The sequence below is a fragment of the Methylobacterium radiodurans genome, assembly GCF_003173735.1.
Taxonomy (GTDB): domain Bacteria; phylum Pseudomonadota; class Alphaproteobacteria; order Rhizobiales; family Beijerinckiaceae; genus Methylobacterium; species Methylobacterium radiodurans.
This window is the reverse complement of sequence record NZ_CP029551.1, coordinates 3,287,078-3,308,856: the sequence shown is the minus strand read 5'-3', so window position 1 is coordinate 3,308,856 and position 21,779 is coordinate 3,287,078. Positions and strand designations below refer to the sequence as shown.

The 21,779-nt window shown below is 70.1% G+C and carries 19 protein-coding genes and 1 pseudogene; 7 read left to right on the top strand and 13 right to left on the bottom strand.

Annotated elements, in window-relative coordinates:
• Nucleotides 1–45: 45 nt before the first annotated feature.
• The 6 genes from sucD to DK427_RS15520 all read right to left on the bottom strand — a co-directional run bounded on the left by sucD (nucleotide 46) and on the right by DK427_RS15520 (nucleotide 6,533).
• Complete coding sequence (sucD, locus tag DK427_RS15545) at nucleotides 46–933, bottom strand: succinate--CoA ligase subunit alpha (RefSeq protein WP_109952057.1); 888 nt, start codon at nucleotides 931–933, stop codon at nucleotides 46–48.
• A gap of 14 nt (nucleotides 934–947) precedes the next feature.
• Nucleotides 948–2,135, bottom strand: a complete 1,188-nt coding sequence (locus DK427_RS15540; protein WP_109952056.1) for a malate--CoA ligase subunit beta — start codon at nucleotides 2,133–2,135, stop codon at nucleotides 948–950.
• Between the two features lie 317 nt (nucleotides 2,136–2,452).
• Nucleotides 2,453–3,079 carry a methenyltetrahydrofolate cyclohydrolase gene (fchA, locus tag DK427_RS15535; RefSeq protein WP_109952055.1) on the bottom strand — a complete coding sequence of 209 codons (627 nt, stop codon included), beginning with the start codon at nucleotides 3,077–3,079 and terminating at the stop codon, nucleotides 2,453–2,455.
• 11 nt (nucleotides 3,080–3,090) lie between these two features.
• Complete coding sequence (locus DK427_RS15530) at nucleotides 3,091–3,951, bottom strand: NADP-dependent methylenetetrahydromethanopterin/methylenetetrahydrofolate dehydrogenase (protein WP_109952054.1); 861 nt, start codon at nucleotides 3,949–3,951, stop codon at nucleotides 3,091–3,093.
• 255 nt (nucleotides 3,952–4,206) lie between these two features.
• Entirely contained in the window at nucleotides 4,207–5,151 is a 945-nt protein-coding gene (locus DK427_RS15525; protein ID WP_109952053.1) for a D-2-hydroxyacid dehydrogenase, read from the bottom strand.
• Between the two features lie 173 nt (nucleotides 5,152–5,324).
• Nucleotides 5,325–6,533, bottom strand: coding sequence for an aminotransferase class V-fold PLP-dependent enzyme (locus tag DK427_RS15520; protein WP_109952052.1), 1,209 nt, complete (start codon nucleotides 6,531–6,533; stop codon nucleotides 5,325–5,327).
• A gap of 656 nt (nucleotides 6,534–7,189) precedes the next feature.
• Here DK427_RS15520 and DK427_RS15515 point away from each other — a divergent pair.
• Both DK427_RS15515 and DK427_RS15510 read left to right on the top strand, forming a co-directional pair.
• Nucleotides 7,190–8,017 (top strand): UDP-2,3-diacylglucosamine diphosphatase, encoded by an 828-nt coding sequence (locus DK427_RS15515; RefSeq protein ID WP_109954195.1) that lies wholly within the window; start codon nucleotides 7,190–7,192, stop codon nucleotides 8,015–8,017.
• Nucleotides 8,014–9,084: a glycosyltransferase family 4 protein gene (locus DK427_RS15510; protein ID WP_109952051.1), complete on the top strand. Its 1,071-nt coding sequence runs from the start codon at nucleotides 8,014–8,016 to the stop codon at nucleotides 9,082–9,084. The genes DK427_RS15515 and DK427_RS15510 overlap by 4 nt, the downstream gene beginning before the upstream one ends.
• An 18-nt stretch (nucleotides 9,085–9,102) precedes the next feature.
• Here DK427_RS15510 and DK427_RS15505 read toward each other — a convergent pair whose 3' ends face one another.
• Nucleotides 9,103–10,023, bottom strand: a complete 921-nt coding sequence (locus DK427_RS15505) for a hypothetical protein (protein ID WP_245930582.1) — start codon at nucleotides 10,021–10,023, stop codon at nucleotides 9,103–9,105.
• Nucleotides 10,024–10,569: 546 nt separating this feature from the next.
• On the opposite strand from DK427_RS15505, the gene DK427_RS15500 reads away from it, so the two are divergent.
• Nucleotides 10,570–11,166: a ribonuclease HII gene (locus DK427_RS15500; protein WP_109952050.1), complete on the top strand. Its 597-nt coding sequence runs from the start codon at nucleotides 10,570–10,572 to the stop codon at nucleotides 11,164–11,166.
• A gap of 24 nt (nucleotides 11,167–11,190) precedes the next feature.
• On the opposite strand, the pseudogene DK427_RS15495 reads toward DK427_RS15500, so the two are convergent.
• Nucleotides 11,191–12,281: pseudogene (locus DK427_RS15495) on the bottom strand (PA0069 family radical SAM protein).
• 174 nt (nucleotides 12,282–12,455) lie between these two features.
• Between DK427_RS15495 and DK427_RS15490 the strand changes: the two are divergent.
• Nucleotides 12,456–12,977, top strand: coding sequence for a hypothetical protein (locus DK427_RS15490; protein ID WP_109952049.1), 522 nt, complete (start codon nucleotides 12,456–12,458; stop codon nucleotides 12,975–12,977).
• Nucleotides 12,978–12,981: 4 nt separating this feature from the next.
• On the opposite strand, the gene moaB is transcribed toward DK427_RS15490, so the two are convergent.
• The 4 genes from moaB to DK427_RS15470 form a co-directional block, all read right to left on the bottom strand.
• Entirely contained in the window at nucleotides 12,982–13,533 is a 552-nt protein-coding gene (gene moaB / locus DK427_RS15485) for a molybdenum cofactor biosynthesis protein B (protein ID WP_109952048.1), read from the bottom strand.
• Nucleotides 13,534–13,625: 92 nt separating this feature from the next.
• Nucleotides 13,626–13,841: a hypothetical protein gene (locus DK427_RS15480; RefSeq protein WP_109952047.1), complete on the bottom strand. Its 216-nt coding sequence runs from the start codon at nucleotides 13,839–13,841 to the stop codon at nucleotides 13,626–13,628.
• 170 nt (nucleotides 13,842–14,011) lie between these two features.
• The gene (locus DK427_RS15475) at nucleotides 14,012–15,229 is read right to left on the bottom strand and encodes an LL-diaminopimelate aminotransferase (RefSeq protein ID WP_109954193.1); all 1,218 of its coding nucleotides are present in this window, start codon (nucleotides 15,227–15,229) and stop codon (nucleotides 14,012–14,014) included.
• A 135-nt stretch (nucleotides 15,230–15,364) separates the two neighbouring features.
• Nucleotides 15,365–15,715: a hypothetical protein gene (locus tag DK427_RS15470; protein WP_109954192.1), complete on the bottom strand. Its 351-nt coding sequence runs from the start codon at nucleotides 15,713–15,715 to the stop codon at nucleotides 15,365–15,367.
• A 161-nt stretch (nucleotides 15,716–15,876) separates the two neighbouring features.
• Here DK427_RS15470 and DK427_RS15465 point away from each other — a divergent pair, with 161 nt between their 5' ends.
• The gene (locus DK427_RS15465; RefSeq protein WP_245930581.1) at nucleotides 15,877–17,664 is read left to right on the top strand and encodes a PHA/PHB synthase family protein; all 1,788 of its coding nucleotides are present in this window, start codon (nucleotides 15,877–15,879) and stop codon (nucleotides 17,662–17,664) included.
• Nucleotides 17,665–17,907: 243 nt separating this feature from the next.
• Here the strand turns inward: DK427_RS15465 and DK427_RS15460 are convergent, their stop codons facing one another.
• Nucleotides 17,908–19,233: an OmpP1/FadL family transporter gene (locus tag DK427_RS15460; protein WP_109952045.1), complete on the bottom strand. Its 1,326-nt coding sequence runs from the start codon at nucleotides 19,231–19,233 to the stop codon at nucleotides 17,908–17,910.
• Nucleotides 19,234–19,612: 379 nt separating this feature from the next.
• On the opposite strand from DK427_RS15460, the gene DK427_RS15455 reads away from it, so the two are divergent.
• Together DK427_RS15455 and DK427_RS27390 are read left to right on the top strand one after the other, a co-directional pair.
• Nucleotides 19,613–20,497, top strand: coding sequence for a fumarylacetoacetate hydrolase family protein (locus DK427_RS15455; RefSeq protein WP_109952044.1), 885 nt, complete (start codon nucleotides 19,613–19,615; stop codon nucleotides 20,495–20,497).
• A gap of 145 nt (nucleotides 20,498–20,642) precedes the next feature.
• Complete coding sequence (locus tag DK427_RS27390; RefSeq protein ID WP_425452473.1) at nucleotides 20,643–21,737, top strand: methyl-accepting chemotaxis protein; 1,095 nt, start codon at nucleotides 20,643–20,645, stop codon at nucleotides 21,735–21,737.
• Nucleotides 21,738–21,779 lie beyond the last annotated feature (42 nt).

The following is a 21,779-nucleotide window of genomic DNA, read 5'->3' as shown; positions in this document are numbered from 1 at the left end:
CGCGATACCCTCCCTCCCCCGCAGAGGGGGAGAGAGGGCGGCACGTCAGGCCGCCTTCAGCACCTGCGCCACGGTCTCGCCGAAGGAGCCCGGGTCCGGCGCCACGGTGAGGCCGTAGGAGCGCATGATCTCGGCCTTCTCGGCGGCGCTGTCGCCGGTCGCCGAGATGATGGCGCCGGCATGCCCCATGCGGCGGCCCTTCGGGGCCGTGAGCCCGGCCACGAAGCCGATGACGGGCTTCGACATGTTCTCCCGGATCCAGGCCGAGGCCTCGGCCTCCTGCGGACCCCCGATCTCGCCGATCATCAGCACCGCGTGGGTGTCCGGGTCGCGCTCGAACAGGGTCAGGTGGTCGAGGAAGGACGAGCCGTTGATCGGGTCGCCGCCGATGCCGACCGAGGTCGAGATGCCGATGCCGAGCGCCTTCATCTGCGAGGCGGCCTCGTAGCCGAGCGTGCCCGAGCGCGAGATCACCCCGACATTGCCCTTGAGGTAGATGTGGCCGGGCATGATGCCGAGCATCGCTCGGCCCGGCGAGATGATGCCGGCGCAGTTCGGGCCGACCACCATGGTGCGCCGGTCCTTGGGGTAGCGCATGAGGTAGCGCTTCACCCGCATCATGTCCTGGGCCGGGATGCCGTCGGTGATCGAGCAGACGAGGCGCAGGCCCGCATCCGCCCCCTCCATGATGGCGTCGGCCGCGAACGGCGGGGCCACGAAGGTGATCGAGGTGGTGGCGCCCGTGGCCTCGACAGCTTCCTTGACGGTGTTGAACACCGGCACGCCCAGATGCGTGCGCCCGCCCTTGCCGGGTGTGACGCCCGCCACGACGTTGGTGCCGTACTCCAGCATTTCCTTGGCGTGGAACGTGCCCTTGTCGCCCGTGATGCCCTGGACCAGGATCGGGGTCTTCTCGTCGATGAGAATGCTCATGGCGCAATCTCCCCTCAGCGGTTCTTAGCGTTGTTCTTGGCGGTGTTGCAGGCGTCCACCGCCTTGACGGCCGCCTCCGACAGGGTGTCGGCGGTGATGAGGTCGAGCCCGCTCTCGGCCAGGATCTGCTTGCCGGCCTCCACGTTCGTGCCGGCCAGCCGCACCACCAGCGGCACCTCGATCTTCACCTCGCGGGCGGCCTTGACGACGCCCTCGGCGATCCAGTCGCAGCGGTTGATCCCCGCGAAGATGTTGACCAGGATCGCCTTGACGTTCTTGTCCGACAGGACGAGCCGGAAGGCCGTCGCGACGCGCTCCGGCGAGGCGCCGCCGCCGACATCCAGGAAGTTCGCGGGCTCGCCGCCCGCGTGCTTGATCATGTCCATGGTGGCCATGGCGAGGCCGGCGCCGTTGACGATGCAGCCGATCTCGCCCTCCAGGCCGATATAGTTGAGGTTGTGCTCGGCGGCCTGGGCCTCGCGCGGGTCGCTCTGCGAGGGATCGTGCATGTCCGCGATGTGGCGGCGGCGGAACATCGCGTTGTCGTCGAAGCTCATCTTGGCGTCGAGCGCCAGCACCCGGTCGTCCTTCGTGACGACGAGCGGGTTGATCTCCAGCATCGTGCCGTCGCAGTCGCGGAACGCCCGGTAGGCGTTCATGATGGTCTTCACCGCGGCCGAGACCTGCTTGATGTTGAGCCCGAGCTGGAAGGCGATCTCACGGGCCTGGAACTGCTGCAGGCCGACCGCGGGCTCGACCACGATCTGGATCAGCGCGTCCGGATCGGTCGCGGCGATCTCCTCGATGTCCATGCCGCCGCGCTGGCTCGCGATGACGCGCACGCGCTCGGCCTTCCTGTCGAGGACGTAGCCGAGATAGAGTTCGCGCTCGAACGGGTCGGCGGTCTCGATGTAGACCCGCTGTACCGGCTTGCCCTCGGGGCCCGTCTGGATGGTGACGAGGCGCTTGCCGAGGAGCTCGCGGGAGGCGTCCCGCACCTCGTTGTAGGTGCGGCAGAGCTTGATCCCGCCGGCCTTGCCGCGGGCGCCCGCGTGGATCTGCGCCTTCACGGCCCAGAACGAGCCGCCGAGTTCGGTCGCCGCGTAGACCGCTTGGTCCGGGCTGAAGGCGACGGCGCCCTTCGGGACCGCGACGCCGAAGCTCGCGAGAAGCTCCTTGGCCTGGTACTCGTGGACGTCCATGGCATCGCCTCCGATTTTTTTATGGGAGACCGCTGGTCTTCGAGCCGGCCTTTTCGGCTCCGTCGGTCCTGTGCATTTTATAGCGACAAGTTTTGTTTCGCGGGAGCGCCCGAAGGTGTTAAATTTTTTGACATTCGCGTTGAAAGCACCTTGAGGTGCGGCGAATGCTATCTGTATTCAATGGTGCGGCGCACGAAAACTTTGCCGCGACTGCACAGTGCTTCCTTCGTTCCCGACCATTCGAGCCGGCCTCCATCATCCCGGGCTCTCGCCTGCGGCGAGCCCCGGGATGATTGTGGTGCGGTCGGTGATGGCGCTCAGCTCACCTTGCCCTTCACGATCTCGAACACCCGTTCGTTGAGTGCGCCCGCCTCGCCGAGCAGCCCTTCGAGTTCGGAGAGCCGCTCGTCCGCGAAGGCGCGGTCTTCCAGGCCCCGGGCGTTGACCCAGACGTTCAGCGCCGCGCTGCGCAGGCCCGCGAAGGCCGAGAGCACGGCGACGCCCGCGTCGCTCACCACGTTGACGTTGCCCTTCTCGGCGGTGACCAGCGCGAGGTCGATCACCTTGCGGCAGGCGCGGCAGCAGGCGAGCGGCACGTCGGTGGCCTCCCGCAGGGCCTCCTGGATCTTCGCGGCGCGGGCCGCCTTCTCGTCGTCGGTGGCCTTGGGAAGGCCGTAGGCGCCCATCACCGCGTCGAAGGCCTTCACGTCCTCGGCGATCATGCCGGTGAGCTCGGCCCGCAGTGCCTCGGATCGGGCCAGCACGTCCTGCAGCTCGGCCTCGACCTCGACGTACTTCTTCTTGCCGATGGTGAGGTTGCACACCATCGAGACGAGCGCCGCCCCCATGGCGCCCGAGATGGCGGCGGCCCCGCCGCCGCCGGGCGTGGGGCTGGAACTCGCCAGCCCGTCCAGAAACTCCGCGATCGTCTCGTTCTCGGCCATCGGATCCTCCCTCAGGCCATCTTCTTGGCGAGAGCGTAGATCTCCTCGGCGTCAAGCACCTGCTCGGTGTTGTCGAAGAGCTGGCCGACGCAGGCGCGGTGGAGCTTCAGCTTGAGGCCGCCGATGCCGAGCGCCCCGAAGGCCTTCTTGCCGTGGCGGTCCTTGCCCTTGTCCATCGCCTCGAGACCGCCTAGCCCGAGCGGGGGCTGGGCGTTGTAGTCGGCCAGGAACTCGATCGAGGACTCGTCCTTCCAGGCCTCCTCGGGCACGAGTTCGAGGCCGATGGCGCCCGCCGAGAAGACGAGGTTCTGGCCCTTGACGATCCGGGCGCGCGAGCCGGCATCCGGGGTCTCGGCCGCCTTGACGTTCACGCCGAAGCGCTTGTTGACGGCGTCCGCCGAGGCCTGCGCCTTGTCGAGCGAGCGGCCGCAGAGCGTGACCTCGGCGCCCTCGCGGGCCAGCAGCGCCGCCGAGCGCATGCCGACCGGGCCGGTGCCGGCCAGCACCACCGCCCGCTTGCCCTGGAGCGAGCCGGCCGCCTTGGCGACCAGCGCGACGCCCGCCGCCGCGGTGGTGTTCGAGCCGTTCGAGTCGAGCATCACCGAGACGCGGAAGGGCCCGAAGAAGCGCTTCTTGACCGCGTCGAGCACCGCCTCGCCGGCCGCCATGTTGCCGCCGCCGACGAAGATCGCGGTCGACTTCTTCTCCGAGCCGCCGCGGGTGTAGATCGTGCCGTCGACGAGCGCGCCGACATTGTCCGGCGTGACGTTGCCGTAGCCGGTGATGTGGTCGGCCCCGCCGTCGTAGCCGACGACCGTGTCGAACACGCTCGGCACCGCGTCGGTGTCGAAGAGGAACAGCAGCTTCTTCATCGGATCGTCCTTTCGCCCGTCGGGGGGCGTGTGGGGTGTGGATGCTTTCTGGGGCGTACGCAGCCGCTTGCTAGCGCTTCGCCCGCCGAATCGGGCGCGGGTCCCCTCTCCCGCGCGGGAGAGGGACAGGGTGAGGGGCCCTGAGCCATACGGAGAGGCCTCGGCGACTCCGCGGCGAAGGGCCAGCCCGATCCGGGGAGTTCTCATCCCTCACCCCAACCCTCTCCCGCACGGGAGAGGGAGCGCGTCGTGTTCCTAGCCCTCGACCACGTTCTGGGGCTTGCCGGCGACGAAGGCCTCGACGTTGTCGACGAGCTGGTCGGAGAGGATCTGCATCGCCTCCTTGCTGGCCCAGGCGACGTGCGGCGTGACGATGAGGTTCGGCAGGTCCGCCTCGCACAGGATGTTGCCGTCCTTCGGGGGCTCCTGCGCCACCACGTCGAAGCCCGCGCCCGCGATGGTGCCGTTCTTGAGGGCGTCGAGCAGCGCCGCCTCGTCCACGAGCCCGCCGCGGGCCGTGTTGATGAGGATGGCGCTCTTCTTCATCTTGGCGAGTTGCTCGGCCCCGATCAGGTTGCGGGTGTCCGGCGTCAGCGGCACGTGCAGGGTGATGACGTCGGACTGCGTGAGGATGGTCTCGAAATCGACCAGTCCCTCCTGCGGGAAGACGTCGTAGGCGATGACCTTCATCCCCAGCGCCTCGGCGCGCTTGGCGATCGACTTGCCGAGCGCCCCGTAGCCGACGATGCCGAGCGTCGAGCCGGCGATGTCGTAGATCGGGTAGTCGAAGTAGCAGAACTGGGTTGACTTGGCCCAGTCACCGCGCCGCACGGAGTTGGCGTAGGGCACGATGGCGCGCCGCAGCGCGAACATCAGCCCGACCACGTGCTCCGGCACGGTGTTGAAGGCGTAGTTGCGGATGTTGACGACCGTGATGCCCTGAGCTTTCGCCGCGGCCTTGTCGACGACGTCGGTGCCGGTGGCCGCGACCGCGATCAGCTTGAGGTCGGGCAGCTGCTTCAGCGTGTCGGCGCGCATCGGCACCTTGTTGATCAGCGCGATCTCGGCGCCCTTCAGGCGCTCGACGGTGTCCTCGGGCGACCAAGTCGACTCGTACTCCACGTACTCGTGCGGGAAGTTGAACTCCCGAACCTTGGCGTCGAGGGATTCGCGGTCGAGGAACACGATCTTCTTCGTCATGAAACCCTCTCTCGGCAACGGACGCGTCCTCCGGGCCCCGGTTGATCCCGGGTGCCTCGGCCGGTCGCGCGACAACGGCGCGCCGGTCTTCTTCCTTGGACCCGCCGGGCTGCTCAAGCCCGCGGGTCGGGCCGCGGGGCGTTGTCCCCGCGGCCGTCATGATCCTTGCCGGATCAGTTCTTGTTGAGCGGGTGCTCGCGCAGGTAGTTCGACGCGGCGGCGACGCCCGAGCCCGGCGTGACCTTGAGGCCGCAATCGTTCATCGCCATCTCGGCGCCCGCGATGGCGCCGAGGAGCGACAGCTCGTTCAGGTCACCGACGTGGCCGATGCGGAAGACCTTGCCGGCGACCTGGGAGAGGCCGGCGCCGAGCGCGAGGTTGTAGCGCACGAAGGCGTGCTTGATGATCTGGGCCGCGTCCACGCCCTCCGGCACGACGATCGCCGTGACGGTGTCGGAGTTCCACTTCGGGTCCTTGGCGCAGGTCTTCAGGCCCCAAGCCGCGACCGCTTGGCGGGTGGCCTCGCCCAGCACGTGGTGGCGGTGGTAGACGTTCTCCAGCCCTTCCTCGAACAGGCAGGCGAGCGCCTCGCGCAGGCCGTAGAGCAGCGGCAGCGACGGGGTGTAGGGGAAGTAGCCGGCCGGGTTCTGCTTCCGGTGGTCCTCCCAGGCGAAGTAGACGTGCGCGAGCCGGTCGTTGCGCCCGGCCTTGCCCTCTGAGGCCTGCAGCGCCTTCGGGCTGACGCAGATCACGCCAAGGCCGGCGGGCAGCATCAGGCCCTTCTGCGAGCCCGCGATGGCGCAGTCGACCTTCCACTCGTCCATACGGAACGGGAGCGAGCCGATCGAGGAGACGCCGTCCACGAAGAGCAGCGCCGGGTGGCCGGCCGCGTCGATCGCCTTGCGCACCGCGCCGATGTCGCTGGTGACGCCCGTGGCGGTCTCGTTGTGGACCACCATCACGGCCTTGATCTCGTGATTGGTGTCGGCGCGCAGGGCCTCCTCGATCTTCTGCGGGTCGGCGCCGGTGCCCCAGGCCTCCTCCTGCACGACGACGTCGAGCCCGATGCGCTGGGCCATGTCGATCCAGAGGTGGCTGAACTGGCCGTACCGCGAGGTCAGCACCTTGTCGCCGCGGCAGAGCGTGTTGGTCAGCGCCGATTCCCAGATGCCGGTGCCGGAGGCCGGGAACAGGAAGATCGTGCCGTCGGTCGAGCCGTAGACCTTCTTGGTGTCCTCGAAGAGCGGCTTGGTCAGCGCCGGGAAATCGACCGAGCGATGGTCCTCGGAGGGCACCAGCATCGCGCGCTGGACCCGGTCCGGGATGTTGGTCGGGCCCGGCACGAAGAGGTGATTGCGACCGGGGCGTCTGGTTGCCGCCATGATGTTTCCTCCAATTCCCTAGGTCATGAACTGCCGGCTTCGCGTCCGGCGATGTCGGGTCGTGCGCGGACCGGGCGATGCGCGGGGAGGCCTGCCGGGCGGGGCGTCGCCGTCCGGTCGCCCGGGCGAGTCTGCCTGTTCGGATGGTCGGTCACGCGGAGCGGCGTGGCGGCCTCGCGCCGCTCGCGTCGCGGCATGCCTGCATGCCGGTCGCCTCCGATGTGCCCCGCCCATCCTGCGACGGCCGGGTCGCGCTTTCAAGCGCCTCGCCGCGTCATCGACACCTTCCTCTCGGTCGTCCCGCCGATTCGAGGGCGGTCCACGCCGCCACTCGGCCGGGCGTGATTATGGACGGCCAAGTCACGGAAAGAAAACCGGAAAAACTTCGCGACACTGGAAAAAAAATTTGCCTTTCCGGCCCGGTCGGGAACGCTCGATTGACTGATCTTTGCTGCAGCGCAACGTACGCAGTGCAGCGATCGACGGTCTCTCTGCTGCCGGGTGCTCCCCGTCGGCTTCATCTTTGGGGATGGGGCGCGGGCGCAGGCCGCTGAAGCCTCCCCCGGTCGCGACCGGGGCGCGTCATCAAACTGATATCGGATTCCGGTTTGGCTCCCGCTCGCCACAGCGGGAGGCGCGGGATGCGGGATGCGCGCGTGAGCGAGGAGCCGGAGACCGTGCGCGTTCGGACGCTGTTCCTGTCCGACACGCATCTCGGCACGAAGGGCTGCCAGGCCGGGCTGCTCCTCGATTTCCTCAAGGACTACGACGCCGACGTGATCTACCTCGTCGGCGACATCGTCGACGGCTGGCAGCTGCGCTCGGGCTGGTACTGGCCGCAAGGCCACAACGACGTGGTGCAGAAGCTGCTGCGCAAGGTCCGCAAGGGCGCCCACATCGTCTACGTGCCGGGCAACCACGACGAGTTCCTGCGCGACTATATCGGCACCACCTTCGGCGGGATCGAGATCGCCGAGAGCCGCATCCACGAAGCCGCGGACGGCCGGCGCTATCTCGTCATCCACGGCGACCAGTTCGACATGGTGGTGCGCCACGCCCGCTGGCTCGCGCATCTGGGCGACGGCGCCTACACCTTCGCGCTCTGGGTCAATACGGGTCTCAACCGGGTCCGCCGCCGGCTCGGCCTGTCCTACTGGTCGCTCTCGGCCTGGGCCAAGCTGAAGGTGAAGAACGCCGTCAACTTCATCGGCCAGTTCGAAGAGTTCCTCACCGACGAGGCGAGGCGCCAGGGCGCGGACGGGGTGATCTGCGGCCACATCCACCACGCCGCCAACCGCGAGATCGCGGGCCTGCGCTACCTCAACACGGGCGACTGGGTGGAATCCTGCACGGCGATCGTCGAGCACTACGATGGCCGCATGGAGGTGCTGCACTATCCGAGCATCCTGCGGGCCCGCGCGGCGGCGGAGGCCGAGCCGCCCGCCGAGGAGCCGGCGCTGCCCGGGCGGCGGGCCGTCGCGTGAGGCGGCTCCTCATCGCCACAGACGCGTGGCACCCGCAGGTCAACGGCGTCGTGCGCTCGCTCCAGCACATGGTCGAGGCCGGACGTGCGCACGGCTTCGACACGGTGCTGCTGACCCACCAGGATTTCCGCTCGGTGCCGCTGCCGGGCTATCCCGAGATCCGGCTGGCCCACGCCACCCGCCGCAAGGTCGCGGCGCGCTGGGACGGGCTCAGCCCCACCCATGTCCACGTCGCCACCGAGGGGACGGTGGGCTACGCCACGCGGCGCCACTGCCTGGCGCGGGGGCGGCCCTTCACCACGAGCTACCACACGCGCTTTCCCGAGTACCTCTCGGCCCGGCTGCCGGTGCCGGAGGCCTGGAGCTACGCGTGGCTGCGCCGCTTCCACGGCGCGGCCTGCGGCACCATGGTGAGCACGCCCTCCCTGGAGCGGGAACTGAGCGAGCGGGGCTTCGCCAACCTGATGCGCTGGACCCGCGGCGTCGACACGGAGCTGTTCCGACCGGCCGAACCGGGCGAGGCCCTGCCGGCGGAACTCGCCGACCTGCCCCGGCCAATCTTCCTGTTCGTCGGCCGGCTCGCGGTGGAGAAGAACGTCGAGGCCTTCCTGCGGCTCGACCTTCCGGGCAGCCGCGTCGTCGTCGGCGACGGGCCGGACCGGGCGCGGCTCGAAGGTCTGGGCCTGGGCGCGCGCTTCCTCGGCACGCGCACCGGGGCGGCGCTCGCGCGGATCTACGCGGGCGCCGACGTCTTCGTCTTCCCGAGCCTCACCGACACCTTCGGCATCGTGCTGCTCGAAGCGCTCGCCTGCGGCACGCCGGTCGCGGCCTTCCCGGTCACCGGCCCGCTCGACGTGATCGGCGGCACGCGGGCCGGCATCCTCGACGCCGACCTACGCGCGGCGGCGCTCGCGGCGCTCGCCGTCCCGCGCGAGGCCGCCCGCGCGGAGGCCCTGCGCCACACCTGGGCCGAGAGCGCGCGCCAGTTCTTCGGCAACATCGCGAGCGCCCACGCGCTGGAGGGGACGTCCGCCCGGGGCGCACCGGCCCTGGCCGGGCTGCGTTGAGGGGCGGTCTCCCGAGACCTAGGCCGCGACGGTTGCCGCGCCCGCCTCCGCGAGGCCGCGCAGGCCGAGCCGGTAGGTCACGTCGCTGTGGACGAGGCTGTCGGCGATGAAGCGGTCGAAGGCCGAGACCAGGCGGGGGGTGAGTTGCCAGAGCGTCTTGCGCGGTCCGGAGCGGGTCAGGAACCCGATCTCCTGCGCCGCCGCCAGGATGTTGCGGATGTGGCTCCGGGAGACGCTGAAGCTCTTCGCGAGTTCGCCGAGATCCGACTCCTGGAAGTGGTTCTCCGCGTCCGCGCCGCTCCTGTCGAGGACCGAGAGCAGGATGATGAGGGCGCTCGTGCTGCTCAGGAAGAACACGAGATCCATGTTGCTCCAGATCATCGCGATGATGCCGTCGAAGGCGTCGATCGCGCATTTGGCGTGGGCGGTCTGGAACGCGGCGTCGCGCTGCCGGGCAAGAGGAAACCCGGGCTCCGGATAGAGCAGGTCCAGGGCCGCGTAGTGGGCCGCCATCCACTCGCGGTCCCAGGCGAGCAGCTTCTCGGTGGGGCACAGGAGCCTGACGCGGCTGTCGTCGGGCTGCTTCCGCAGCACGAGGTCGCCCGTCTGGACCAGGCGTGCAACGAAGGTGTCGATCAGCCTCGGGCTGGCGAAGCCGAAGCGGGCCACCGTGGTCTTCAGCTTCGTCAGGGTCGGCCAGGTCTCGCGGTCCGCGCGCACGTAGTTCGCGTACAGGCAGACGATGATGGCGAGCGTCGTCACGCGCCCGACATCGGCGCCGAAACGGCCCGGGAAGACCTCGGAATCGTAGACCTTCCTGTGCTCCGCGATGAAGACGCGGCGCGCCTCCGGAAAGTCCGGATGGGCCAGGATCGCCTCGGCCGTCAGCGGGGCGGCGGGCGGGTAGTGGGCCGGCCGAGGAGTGTGCGCGGGCATCATGCCGCCTCTCCGTGCGCGTGCCCGAGATTGCCGTGAACGGCATCGGCTGCCCGGGAGAAGCGCGCTGCCCTGGTTGAGGCGGGCGCAAAACTTCTATTTTTGATTGAAGCGTGCATTTATAGACGAAAGTTCTGATGCAAACGTATCTTCTGTAGTACAATTGTACTATCTCGAATCTAGTGGCTTAATTTTCGTCCGTCAATGCGTAAAGTCCCGCATTCGCCCAAAGCATCGGCAAGCGATGCTGCGAAGTTCTCGATCCTTGGCGGTAGCGTAGAAGCTTTTTATCGTCGCGAGGTGTCTGAGTCTCGCATGTTACGTTCATGCGAGAGCGCATGCTTCGATCCACAGGGTTTCGCGTTGCTGCGCGCATTCCCGGCTCGGGCCTTGAGCGCGCAGGGTCCGCCGACCGCTCGAGCGATTGGTGCGGTGCCGCGAGCGGTCATGGATGCTCCGCGCGTCGTCCCGCTGCGCGCTGGCAGTCGAGGGCCGGCATTCCGTTGCGCCGCGCGTTCGCGTATCACGCCCGCGACGCAGGACGCCGCCATGCCCCCTTTCGACCCGGCCGAGGCCGCCCGATATCCGGCCGCGATCGGCTGCGACGAGGTGGGACGCGGTGCGCTGTGCGGCCCCGTTGTGGTCGCGGCGGTCTGGTTCGACCCCGCAGCCCTGCCCGGCGACCTGCTGGCGCGGCTCGACGACAGCAAGCGCGTGCCGGAACCCGTGCGCGAGCGCCTCACGCCCCTGATCCGGGCGCACGGGCGCGTTGCGGTGGCGGCGGGCTCGCGGGCGCTGATCGATCGCCTGAACGTGCGGGTCGCGACCCTCGACGCCATGCGGCGCGCGGTGCTGCGGCTTGCCCTCGTCGCCCCTGTGCTGGTCGACGGGCGCGACGGCGTGCCGGGCCTGGCCCTGCCCTGCCGCGCGGTGATCGGCGGCGACCGGCTGGTGCCGCAGATCGCCGCCGCCTCGATCGTCGCCAAGACGGTGCGCGACGACCTGATGCGCCGCCTCGCCCACCGCCACCCGGGCTACGGCTGGGAGCGCAATGTCGGCTACGGCACGGCGCTGCACCGGGCCGGGCTCGCGGCGCGGGGCCGGAGCCCGCACCACCGCCTGACCTTCACCCGCGGCTTCGCCTGACCCTGCGGGGGGCGCGGCGACCGCTCAGAACAGGGCGAGCTGCGTGCCCGGCACCGCGAAGGCCGCGGTGTCGAGCTTGAGGCTCTGCATCCGGTAGCCGAGCCGGGCCTTGGCGAGGCGCATCCGCTGCGCGATCAGCGCCGCGTAGGCGCCCTGCCCGGTCATGCGCTGGCCGAAGGTCGCGTCGTAGGCCCGGCCGCCGCGGCTCTGCGCCACCAGCGAGAAGGCATGCGCCTGCCGGCCCGGATAATGCTCGGCGAACCAGTCGGCCACGAGGTCCTTCAGCTCATGCGGCAGGCGCAGCAGCACGTGGCTCGCCTCCGCCGCCCCGGCCTCCCGGGCGGCGGCGAGGATCGCCTCGATCTCGTGGTCGTTCAGCGCCGGGATCACGGGCGCCACCAGCACCATCACGGGCACGCCCAGGGCGCTCAGATGCCGGATCGCCTCCAGGCGCTTCTCCGGGTGCGGCGCGCGGGGCTCCATGCGGCGGGCGAGCACAGGGTCGAGCGTGGTGATCGAGACCCCGACCGTGACGAGGCGCGCCCGCGCCATCTCGGCCAGGATGTCGCCGTCGCGGACGACCAGGTTCGACTTGGTGACGATGCCGACCGGGTGGCGGAAGCGGGCCAGCACCTCCAGCACCGCCCGGGTGATGCGGTGCTCCCGCTCGATCGGCTGGTACGGGTCGGTCGCGGTGCCGAGCGCGATCGTGGCCGGCCGGTAGCCGGGCGCGGAGAGTTCGCGGGCGAGCAGCCGCGCGGCGTCGGGCTTGGCGAAGAGCCTGGTCTCGAAGTCGAGGCCCGGCGAGAGCCCGACATAAGCGTGAAGCAGTAGACACAGCCGTGCTCGCAGCCGCGATAGGGATTGATCGAGCGGTCGAAGGAGATGTCGGGCGAAGTGTTGCGGGTGATGATGCGGGCCGCCCGCTCCCGCGTCACCTCAGTGCGCGGGCGCGTCGTCTCCAGCTCGCCCCAGCCGTCGTCGAAGCGGACCCGCGCGGCGGCCTCGAAGCGCCCGCTCGGGTTGGCGGTCGCGCCCCGGCCGCGCCGGGCCTCGGGCGGCACCGCGGAGGTCGCGAGGCGCCGGGATGCCGCCTCGTCCTGGCCTGTCGTCATTGCTGCACGGTCCGCTCGCTTCGAAGTACCCTTTAGGAACATAGAGCGAACACGCGCCGCGACAGCGCCTGTTTGTTAGGCAATCATCCGCCTTCACCTTCTGGATCCGCGAACAACTGCGCGAGTGGCCCAGCCGGAGGGTTTCTTTGCTGCAAAAATCGGTTATCGGCGCGCATGCTTTCCGCGGTGACCTACATCGCCCGGCCCGAGGGGCCCGACGCGATCGACCAGCTTGCCGACACCCTGAGCGCGCTCGTCGCCGGGGTGGCGGCCGGGCTCGTCGGCGACGCGGTGATCGTCGCCGGCACGGCGCATGACGGGGTGGCGACGGTGGCCGAGGCCACCGGCGCGACGCTCGTGGTGCTGCCGCGCGCGGCGAGCCCGTGGATGGCGGGCGCGCGCGTCGCCCGGCGCGACTGGGTGCTGTGCCTGGAGGCGGGCGATGTGCCGGCCGAGGGCTGGATCCGGGCCCTCGACCGCTTCATCGGCACGGCGCGTTCCGGAACGGCCCTGGCGCGCCTGCGCCGCCCGCATGCCGGCCTGCCCCAGCGGCTCATCGCCCGCGGCGAGGGCGTGATCGGCGCGGGCCGGGCGCGGGCCGGCGACCTTGTGCGCCGGGACACGCTGCTGGCCGGCCCCGGCTTCTCGCCGCGGCTCAAGCCGCGGCGGCTCGGCGCCCGGATCGAGCGGGGCTGACGCCTCAGGCGGGCGCGCCCCGCCGCAGGTGCTCGTCGAGCCGCGGCATGATCTCCACGAAGTTGCAGGGCCGGTGGCGGTAGTCGAGCTGCTGCGCCAGGATCCCGTCCCAGGCATCGCGGCAGGCGCCGGGCGAGCCCGGCAGGGCGAAGATGAAGGTCGAGCGCGCCAGGCCCGCGGTCGCCCGCGACTGCAGGGTCGAGGTGCCGATCTTGTCGTAGGAGATGCGGTGGAACACCGCCGAGAAGCCGTCCATGCGCTTCTCGAACAGGGGCTCGACGGCCTCGGGCGTGACGTCGCGGCCGGTGAAGCCGGTGCCGCCCGTCGTGATCACCACATCGATCCCGGGATCGCGGATCCAGGCCTCGACCCGGGCGCGGATCGCCGGCACGTCGTCGGTGACCACGGCCCTGTCGGCCAGCCGGTGCCCGGCCTCGGTGAGGCGCTGGCTCAGGGTGTCGCCGGAGCGGTCGTCCGTGAGGCCGCGGGTGTCCGACACGGTCAGGACCGCGATGCCGAGGGGGATGAAGCTGCGTGCGTGCGTCTCGCTGGCCATGCTCGGATCCTGTCTGCGCCCCGGCCCCTCATATGGGCATCCGGACGCGCGCGTCAGGGCCGCTCCGGTGGAGGGCCGGCGCGGCCGAGCCTTCAGCCCTTCGAGCGCAGCACCGGCTCGGGCGCGACCGGCTCGCAGTTCGTCATGAAGGTGTTGAGCGGCAGCGGGCGCGACTTGCACACGAAGGCGTCCTGCGGGCCGGGGGCCGGGACGGGGTCGCGGGCGACGATCGGGTTCGGCGCGCAGGCACCGGCCGCCGCGAGCGCGAGGGCGGCGAGCAGGGCGGCGGGCAGGTTCAGGCGGCGCATGCACCCCTCGGACGCGGAAAGACTGGGACCCCTTGGTGAGACCCTTGCCCAGCCCGGCCTCCCGGACAAGCGCGGGCGCCGCCCCGGGCGCGGCTTTGGCGGGCCCTGTCGCCCGGCCGCAACAACGGCCGGGTGCCCGGCCGCAACAGGGCCGGGCTCCGCGCGGCGTGTCAGCCGGCCTTCTGCATCGGCACGACGTTGTGCAGCGTCTTGTCGGCGTTGTCGAAGAAGCGCCGGATGTTGCGCGCCGCCTGCCGGATGCGCTGCTCGTTCTCGACCAGTGCGATGCGGACGTAGTCGTCGCCGTACTCGCCGAAGCCGATGCCCGGCGCCACGGCCACGTCGGACTTCTCCAGCAGGAGCTTGGAGAATTCCAGGCTGCCGAGCGCGCGGTACTTCTCCGGGATCGGCACCCAGGCGAACATCGAGGCCGACGGCGAGGGGATGGTCCAGCCGGCCTTGCCGAAGGAATCCACCAGCGCGTCGCGGCGCTTGCGGTAGATGCCCCGCATCTCCGCGATGCAGTCGTCCGGCCCGTTGAGCGCCGCGCTCGCCGCCACCTGGATCGGCGTGAAGGCGCCGTAATCGAGGTAGGACTTCACCCGGGTGAGTGCCGCCAGCAGCCGCTCGTTGCCGACCGCGAAGCCCATGCGCCAGCCGGCCATCGAGTAGGTCTTCGAGAGCGAGGTGAACTCGACCGTGCAGTCGATCGCGCCCGGCACCTGCAGCACGGAGGGCGGCGGCTCGCCGTCGAAATAGACCTCGGCGTAGGCGAGGTCCGAGAGCAGGATCAGCTCGTGCTTCTTCGCGAAGGCGACCAGATCCTTGTAGAAATCCAGGCCCGCCACGTAGGCGGTCGGGTTCGAGGGGTAGCAGACCACGAGCGCGACGGGCTTCGGGATCGAGTGCTGCACCGCCTTCTCGAGGGCCGGGAACATCGCGGGCGTCGGCTCGGCCGGGACCGAGCGGATGACGCCGCCCGCCATCAGGAAGCCGAAGGCGTGGATCGGGTAGCTCGGGTTGGGCACCAGCACCACGTCGCCCGGCGCCGTGATCGCCTGCGCCATGTTGGCGAAGCCCTCCTTGGAGCCCAGCGTCGCCACCACCTGCGTGTCGGGGTTCAGCGAGACGCCGAAGCGGCGCTGATAGTAGGCGGCCTGGGCCCGGCGCAGGCCCGCGATGCCCTTCGAGGCCGAGTAGCGGTCGGTGCGCGGGCGCCCCGCCGTCTCGACCAGCTTGGCGATGACGTGCTTGGGGGCGTCGAGGTCGGGGTTGCCCATGCCGAGATCGATGATGTCGGCGCCGTTGGCGCGGGCGGCGGCCTTGATCCGGTTCACCTGCTCGAAGACGTAGGGGGGCAGGCGCTTGATGCGATGAAAGTCGGTCATGGCGGTGTCCATCGCGCACGGTCCCGGGTCTGGCGTTTCGAGATCTGGCGTTTCGAGGGTTGCCGGGGGTGCGAACAGCCCTCCTAGCACGGAAGGCCCCGGTTCGCCGACCCCGAAAAGGCGGCTGCGGCGCGCCTACTGAGCCGGGGCGGGCGCCGGGTTGACCGATTTGCCGGCGCTCTCGGCGGCCCGCCCGCGGGCGAGGTTGCGGCTGCGGGCGCCCTCCAGCTCGGCCTCCAGCGCCTTCTGGCCCTCGGACGACTTCGCCCGCACCGGCCGCGGCGGGGCCGAGACGCCGACCGGGAGGAAGTCGGCGCCCTCCCGGCGCGTGTCGGTCACGAAGGCGGGGGCCTCGGGGCCCTTCGGCGCGGTGCCGGCGATGCCGAGGCTGCGCAGGCCGCCGACATCGCCCGAGCAGCCGCCCGCCGCGAGGGCGAGCGCCAGGGCGGCGAGGCGGCAGGGCGCGGGCGTGCGAGGCAGGAACATGCTGGAGAACATGCGGAAGATGTAGCGGCCGCGGCTCGGTTGGTCTGGCGAAATCTCCGGGTCGCGCTTTAATTTGTCGGAAACGAGGCCCCGCCCGACCCGTCGGGACAATGGGCCGGCCCGTCCCGCAGGGGACGGGGACAGCAGGGAGTGACGCACGCGTGACGAGCCCCCACACGCCGCCGCCGCAGGTGCCCGATTTCGAGGCATTGGCGCGCAATGCCGGCCAGTTCGTCGAGACCATGGGCCGCAACGTCTCGCAGCTTCTGAAGCCCGCGGAGGCGGGCGCGGGCGGCTCGGACGAATTGAAGGAGATGAGCCGGGCGCTCGGCACCGTCGCCGAGCACTGGCTCTCCGACCCGCAGAAGAGCATCGAGGCGCAGACGCGGCTCGGCGAGGCCTTCGTCACGCTCTGGGGCTCCACCCTGGTCAGGCTGCAGGGCAGCCCCGCCCCGCCGGTCGCCGCGCCGGAGCCGAAGGACCCGCGCTTCGCCCACGCCGACTGGACCCAGAACCCCTATTTCGACTTCATCAAGCAGGCCTACCTGATCCTCGTGCGCTGGTCCGAGGATCTGGTGGACCAGGCCGAGGGCCTCGATGAGCCGACCCGCCACAAGGCGCAGTTCTACCTGCGCCAGATCACCAGCGCGCTCTCGCCCTCGAACTTCGTTCTGACCAACCCCGAGCTGATCCGGCAGACGTTTGCCGAGAACGGAGCCAACCTCGTGCGCGGCCTGCAGATGCTCCAGGAGGACATCGAGGCGGGCAAGGGCGAGCTCCGGGTGCGCCAGTCGGACCAGGCGAGCTTCGAGGTCGGCCGCAACGTCGCGGTCAGCCCCGGCGCGGTGGTGTTCCGCAACGAGCTGATCGAGTTGATCCAGTACGCGCCCTCGACCGAGACGGTGCTGAAGCGCCCCTTCCTGATCGTGCCGCCCTGGATCAACAAGTTCTACATCCTCGACCTGAATCCGCAGAAGAGCTTCATCAAGTGGATGGTCGATCAGGGCCTGACCGTGTTCTGCATCTCCTGGGTCAATCCGGACGCCCGGCACGCGGACAAGGACTTCGAGAGCTACATGCGCGAGGGGATCGAGGCGGCGATCGACGCGATCGGCGCCGCGACCGGCGAGCGCGAGGTGGCGGCGGCGGGCTACTGCGTCGGCGGCACGCTGCTCGGCGTGACGCTGGCCCATCAGGCCGCCACCGGCAACACCCGGATCAAGAGCGCGACGCTGCTGACCACGCAGGTCGACTTCACCCATGCGGGCGACCTGAAGGTCTTCGCCGACGAGGCGCAGATCCGGCAGGTCGAGGCCCGCATGGCCGAGCGTGGCTATCTCGACGGCGCGCGCATGGCCAACGCCTTCAACATGCTCCGGCCGAATGACCTGATCTGGTCCTACGTCGTTAACAATTACGTCAAGGGCAAGCCGCCGGCGGCCTTCGACCTCCTGTACTGGAACTCCGACGCCACCCGGATGCCGGCGGCCAACCACGCCTTCTACCTGCGCAACTGCTACCTTGAGAACGCGCTGGCCAAGGGGAAGATGGTGCTGGGCAACGTGCGTCTGGACCTCGGCCGGGTGAAGGTGCCGGTCTTCAACCTCGCGACGCGCGAGGATCATATCGCCCCGGCGCTTTCCGTCTTCGAGGGCTCGTCCAAGTTCGGCGGCCCGGTCGATTACGTGCTGGCGGGCTCCGGCCACATCGCGGGCGTGGTGAACCCGCCCGCGAAGCCGAAATACGGCTTCTGGACCGGTGGACCCGCCAAGGGGCGGCTCGAGGACTGGATCGCGGCTGCCACCGAGCACAAGGGCTCGTGGTGGCCCTACTGGTTCTCCTGGCTGGAGGCCCAGGCGCCCGAGCGCGTCCCGGCGCGCATCCCCGGCGAAGGCCCCCTGCCCTCCCTCGGACCGGCGCCCGGCACCTACGTCCGGATCAAGTCCTGAGGTACGGGCCCTTCCCCTCTCCCCGCCGGGCGGGGAGAGGCCCGATCACCCCCTGCCGGGTGATCGGGGAGCCCGAAGGGCGAGGGTGAGGGGATGTTTCAGGGGCGGGCACGGCCGGAGCCGCCCCCTCACCTTCGGCTGCCGCCTCGCTTCATGCCCCGACGAGGTGGCATGAAGCCCTCTCCCCGCACGGCGGGGAGAGGGGATGCGCGACAGGTCCTGCGCGAGAACGGTGCGTCGCGATCAGTACTTTCGCACCAGCGGCGCGGGCGCGACCGGGCGGGCCGGCTCGCCGAGGACGTAGCGGAAGCCGACCGAGACGATGTCGGCGCTGGCATCCGTGTAGCCCGCGAAGGCGATGTTGCCGACGTTGTAGTCGCGGCCCGGGCCGGAGAGGATCCGGTTGCGGTCGAGGAAGAAGTGCGAGTAGGCGAGGTTGAGCGTCAGCTTCTCGTTCCAGCGGTAGCTCGCGCCGATCGAGGCGATGTAGCGGTCGCCGTCCGGCAGGCGCGCCGAGCGGTTGGCGAAGACGATCGGCGAGAGTTCGTAGGCGAAGCCGCCGCGCAGGGTGAGGTTGGGCGACCAGTCGTACTCGGCGCCGATCGAGTAGGTGTAGCCGTCCTTGTAGTCGAGCGGCAGGTTGCTCACCGGCACGCCGAGCGTGCGCGAGACGATGCCGATATTGCCCAGCCGGCTCCAGTTGTCCCACTCGAAGCCGAGATTGATCCGGGTGACCGGGTTGATCGCCTGGGTCAGGCCGACGCTGAGCTTCTCGGGCGTGTTGAGGTTGGCGGTGACCTGCCCGGCCGTGCGGGCGAGGGCCACCAGCGGCACGCCGATCGAGCCCTCGATGTCGTGGTGCACCGAGGAGCGGTAGCCGACGCCCAGCACCGTGCCGGCCCAGGGCGTGATAGTGGCGCCCGCCGTGAAGCCGACGCCCCAGGACTCGCCCTTCAGGAAGGCGCTCGGATAGACCGTCGGCGAGAGGCCCGGGATCGGCAGGGCCTGCCGGAGCGTCAGGCGGAAATACTCGATGTTCGGGCCGGCCGCGACCGAGAGCCACTCGTTGACCTTGAAGCCGATCACCGGGTTGAAGGCGAGCGAGAAGATCCGGCTCGAGCGGGCGTAGACCTCGCCGGCCCAGACCTGGTTCGGCTTGGTCACGAGGCCGAAGGGCGCGCCCGTCTGCAGGCCGATCCAGAGCCGGTCGCTGAGCTGGTAGGAGGTGGCGCCCGCCGGCACCACGGCGCCCTGGCCGATCTCGCCCGAGCTGCCGAGCGGCAGGAAGCCCGGATTGGTGCCGAGCGTCGGCGTGATCTCCGCCGACAGGTTGATGAAGGTGAGGTTCTGCTCGGTCACCCAGCCCGGCCGCATGGTGATGACCGCGGGGTTCCAGAACATCGAGGAGACGCCGCCGGAGCCCGACGCGGCGCCCGCGAAGGAGAGGCCCTGCGCCTGCGTGCTCTGCTCGCGGATGCCGAAGGCACCGGCCCGCGCCTCGTGCGCGCCCGCCCACAAACCCGTCGCCGCGACGCCCGCCAGCGCCAGAGCCCGACCCCTGCCCGTCATGGTGCAATTCCCTAGAGACATCTTCGACGGTGCTGGATTCCCGATTCTGCGCGGGCTGGCACCTTGGCTAACACATTGATGTGTGGCGCGCTTCTTTGCAAGTCAGGTCTTGGAAAGATGAATTCGCGTATATCGTTCAGTAAGGCCGCTTAAATTATTCGAAACATCAGTTTTGGCTGCAGATAACGATCGCAGGTGAAATAGTTTATATGTGAACCTTGCGGGATCTTGATCCGCTCAGGCCCGGTGTTGGCGCGGCTCTGTGACATCCGAGCAACAAACGGCGGTCGGCCCGGGCCGCATTCCACCCCGGCCGCGCTTGCCCGAGGCGGGCGCCGCCCCAAGTCCCGTGCCGACCACAACCTGCGGGAGAGACGCGATGAAGCTGATCCGCCACGGCGCACAGGGGAGCGAGAAGCCGGGCCTCGTCGACCGGAATGGCGGCTTCCGGGACCTCTCGGCGATCCTGCGCGACATCGCGGGACCAGCGCTCGCCAGGGACGCGCTCGACCGGCTGCGGATGATCGATCCCGAGAGCCTGCCGCTGCTGCCGAAGGACATCCGGCTCGGCCCCTGCGTGGGCGGCACCCGCAACTTCGTCGCCATCGGCCTGAACTTCGCCGACCACGCCGCCGAGACCGGCGCGCCGATCCCCGCGGAGCCGATCCTCTTCAACAAGGCCCCCTCCTGCATCTCGGGTCCGAACGACCCGGTGATCATCCCGAAATCCTCGGCCAAGACCGACTGGGAGGTGGAGCTCGCCGTGGTGATCGGCGCGCGGGCGAGCTACGTCCACGCCAACGAGGCGCTCGACTACGTGGCGGGCCTCTGCATCTGCAACGACGTCTCCGAGCGCGAGTGGCAGATGGAGCGTGGCGGCACCTGGACGAAGGGCAAGGGCTGCCCGACCTTCGGCCCGATTGGGCCCTGGCTCGTCACCCTCGACGAGATCCCGGATCTCAAGGCCCTGTCCATGAGCCTCGATGTCTCCGGCCAGCGCATGCAGACCGGCTCCACCGCGACCATGATCTTCGACGTGGCCCAGCTCGTCGCCTACACCTCGCATTTCATGATGCTGGAGCCCGGCGACATCATCACCACCGGCACGCCGCCGGGCGTCGGCCTCGGCATGAAGCCGCCGCGCTATCTCAGGCCCGGCGACGAGATGGTGCTGCGCATCGACGGCCTCGGCGAGCAGCGCCAGACCGTCATGGCCTTCGACGACTGGACCGCGAAGGTCTCCTCCGGCGAGCCGACGCACTGAACAACCTGTCGTTTGTTCCGGGTTGTAGGCGGGAAACCTGCAATCCCGGAGCATGGACAAAGATTTGTTTCGCTTCGGAACTGAAATTAACGCTCTCTTACGAGTTTCCGGCGGAGATTCGGTCGCACCCGAATTGGAAGCCGCCATGGCCCTGCCTGCACCCCGCCCGATGTCCGCTCCCCGCCCCGTCGCGTCGGGCGTCGAGGCTCCGCCGACGCTGGAGGCGATCGTCCGCCTCGCCGCCGAGGTGCGTCAACTCTCGCAGGACAAGACGGGGCGGATCCGCCAGATCACCGGCCAAGCGCGGATCCTGGCGCTCAATGCCCTGATCGAGGCGGCGCGCGCGGGCGAGCACGGGCGCGGCTTCTCGGTGGTGGCGCAGGAGGTCCGGGCCATCGGCGCCGAGGTCGAGGGCCTCGCCCGCGAGTTGGAGACGCATCTCGACGGCCGGATCGCGGCGTTGCAGCAATCGGTCGGCGCGATGGCCGGCCGGGCGCAGGAGGAGCGGCTCGTCGATCTCGCGCTGAACGCCGTCGAGCTGATCGACCGCAACCTCTACGAGCGCACCTGCGACGTGCGCTGGTGGGCGACCGACTCGGCGATCGTGGACTGCGCGGCCAATCTCACGCCCGACGCCGCTTCCTACGCCTCCGGCCGGCTCGGCGTGATCCTCTCGGCCTACACGGTCTATCTCGACCTCTGGCTCTGCGACCCCGCCGGCCGCATCCTGGCGACGGGCCGGCCCGACCGCTATCCGGGGCTGGCCGGGCGCAGCGTGGCGGGCGAGCCCTGGTTCCGGGACGCGCTCGCCCTGCGCAGCGGCGACGATTACGGCTGTGCCGACATCCGGCAGGAGCCGCTCCTGGGCAACGCGCAGGTGGCGACCTACGCGGCCGGCGTGCGGGCGGACGGGCAGGTGCGCGGCCCGCTCGCGGGCGTGCTCGCCATCCATTTCGACTGGGAGCCCCAGGCCCGCGCCATCGTCGAGGGCGTGCGGGTGGCGCCCGCCGACCGGGACCGGACCCGCGTCCTGCTGGTTGACGCGCGCCGCCGGGTGCTCGCCGCCTCGGACGGGCGCGGCATCCTCGGCGAGACCGTGACGGCCGATCCGGGCGTTGCGACGAGCGGCATCGTGCGCGATTCGGCCAGCGGCCGGCTCACCGCCTTTCACCGTACGCCGGGCTACGAGACCTATCGCGGGCTCGGCTGGTACGGGATGATCGAGCAGACCCCCGCCTGAGACTTCTGGTGCGAGACGCGCGAGGCTTGACGTCCGGCGGGC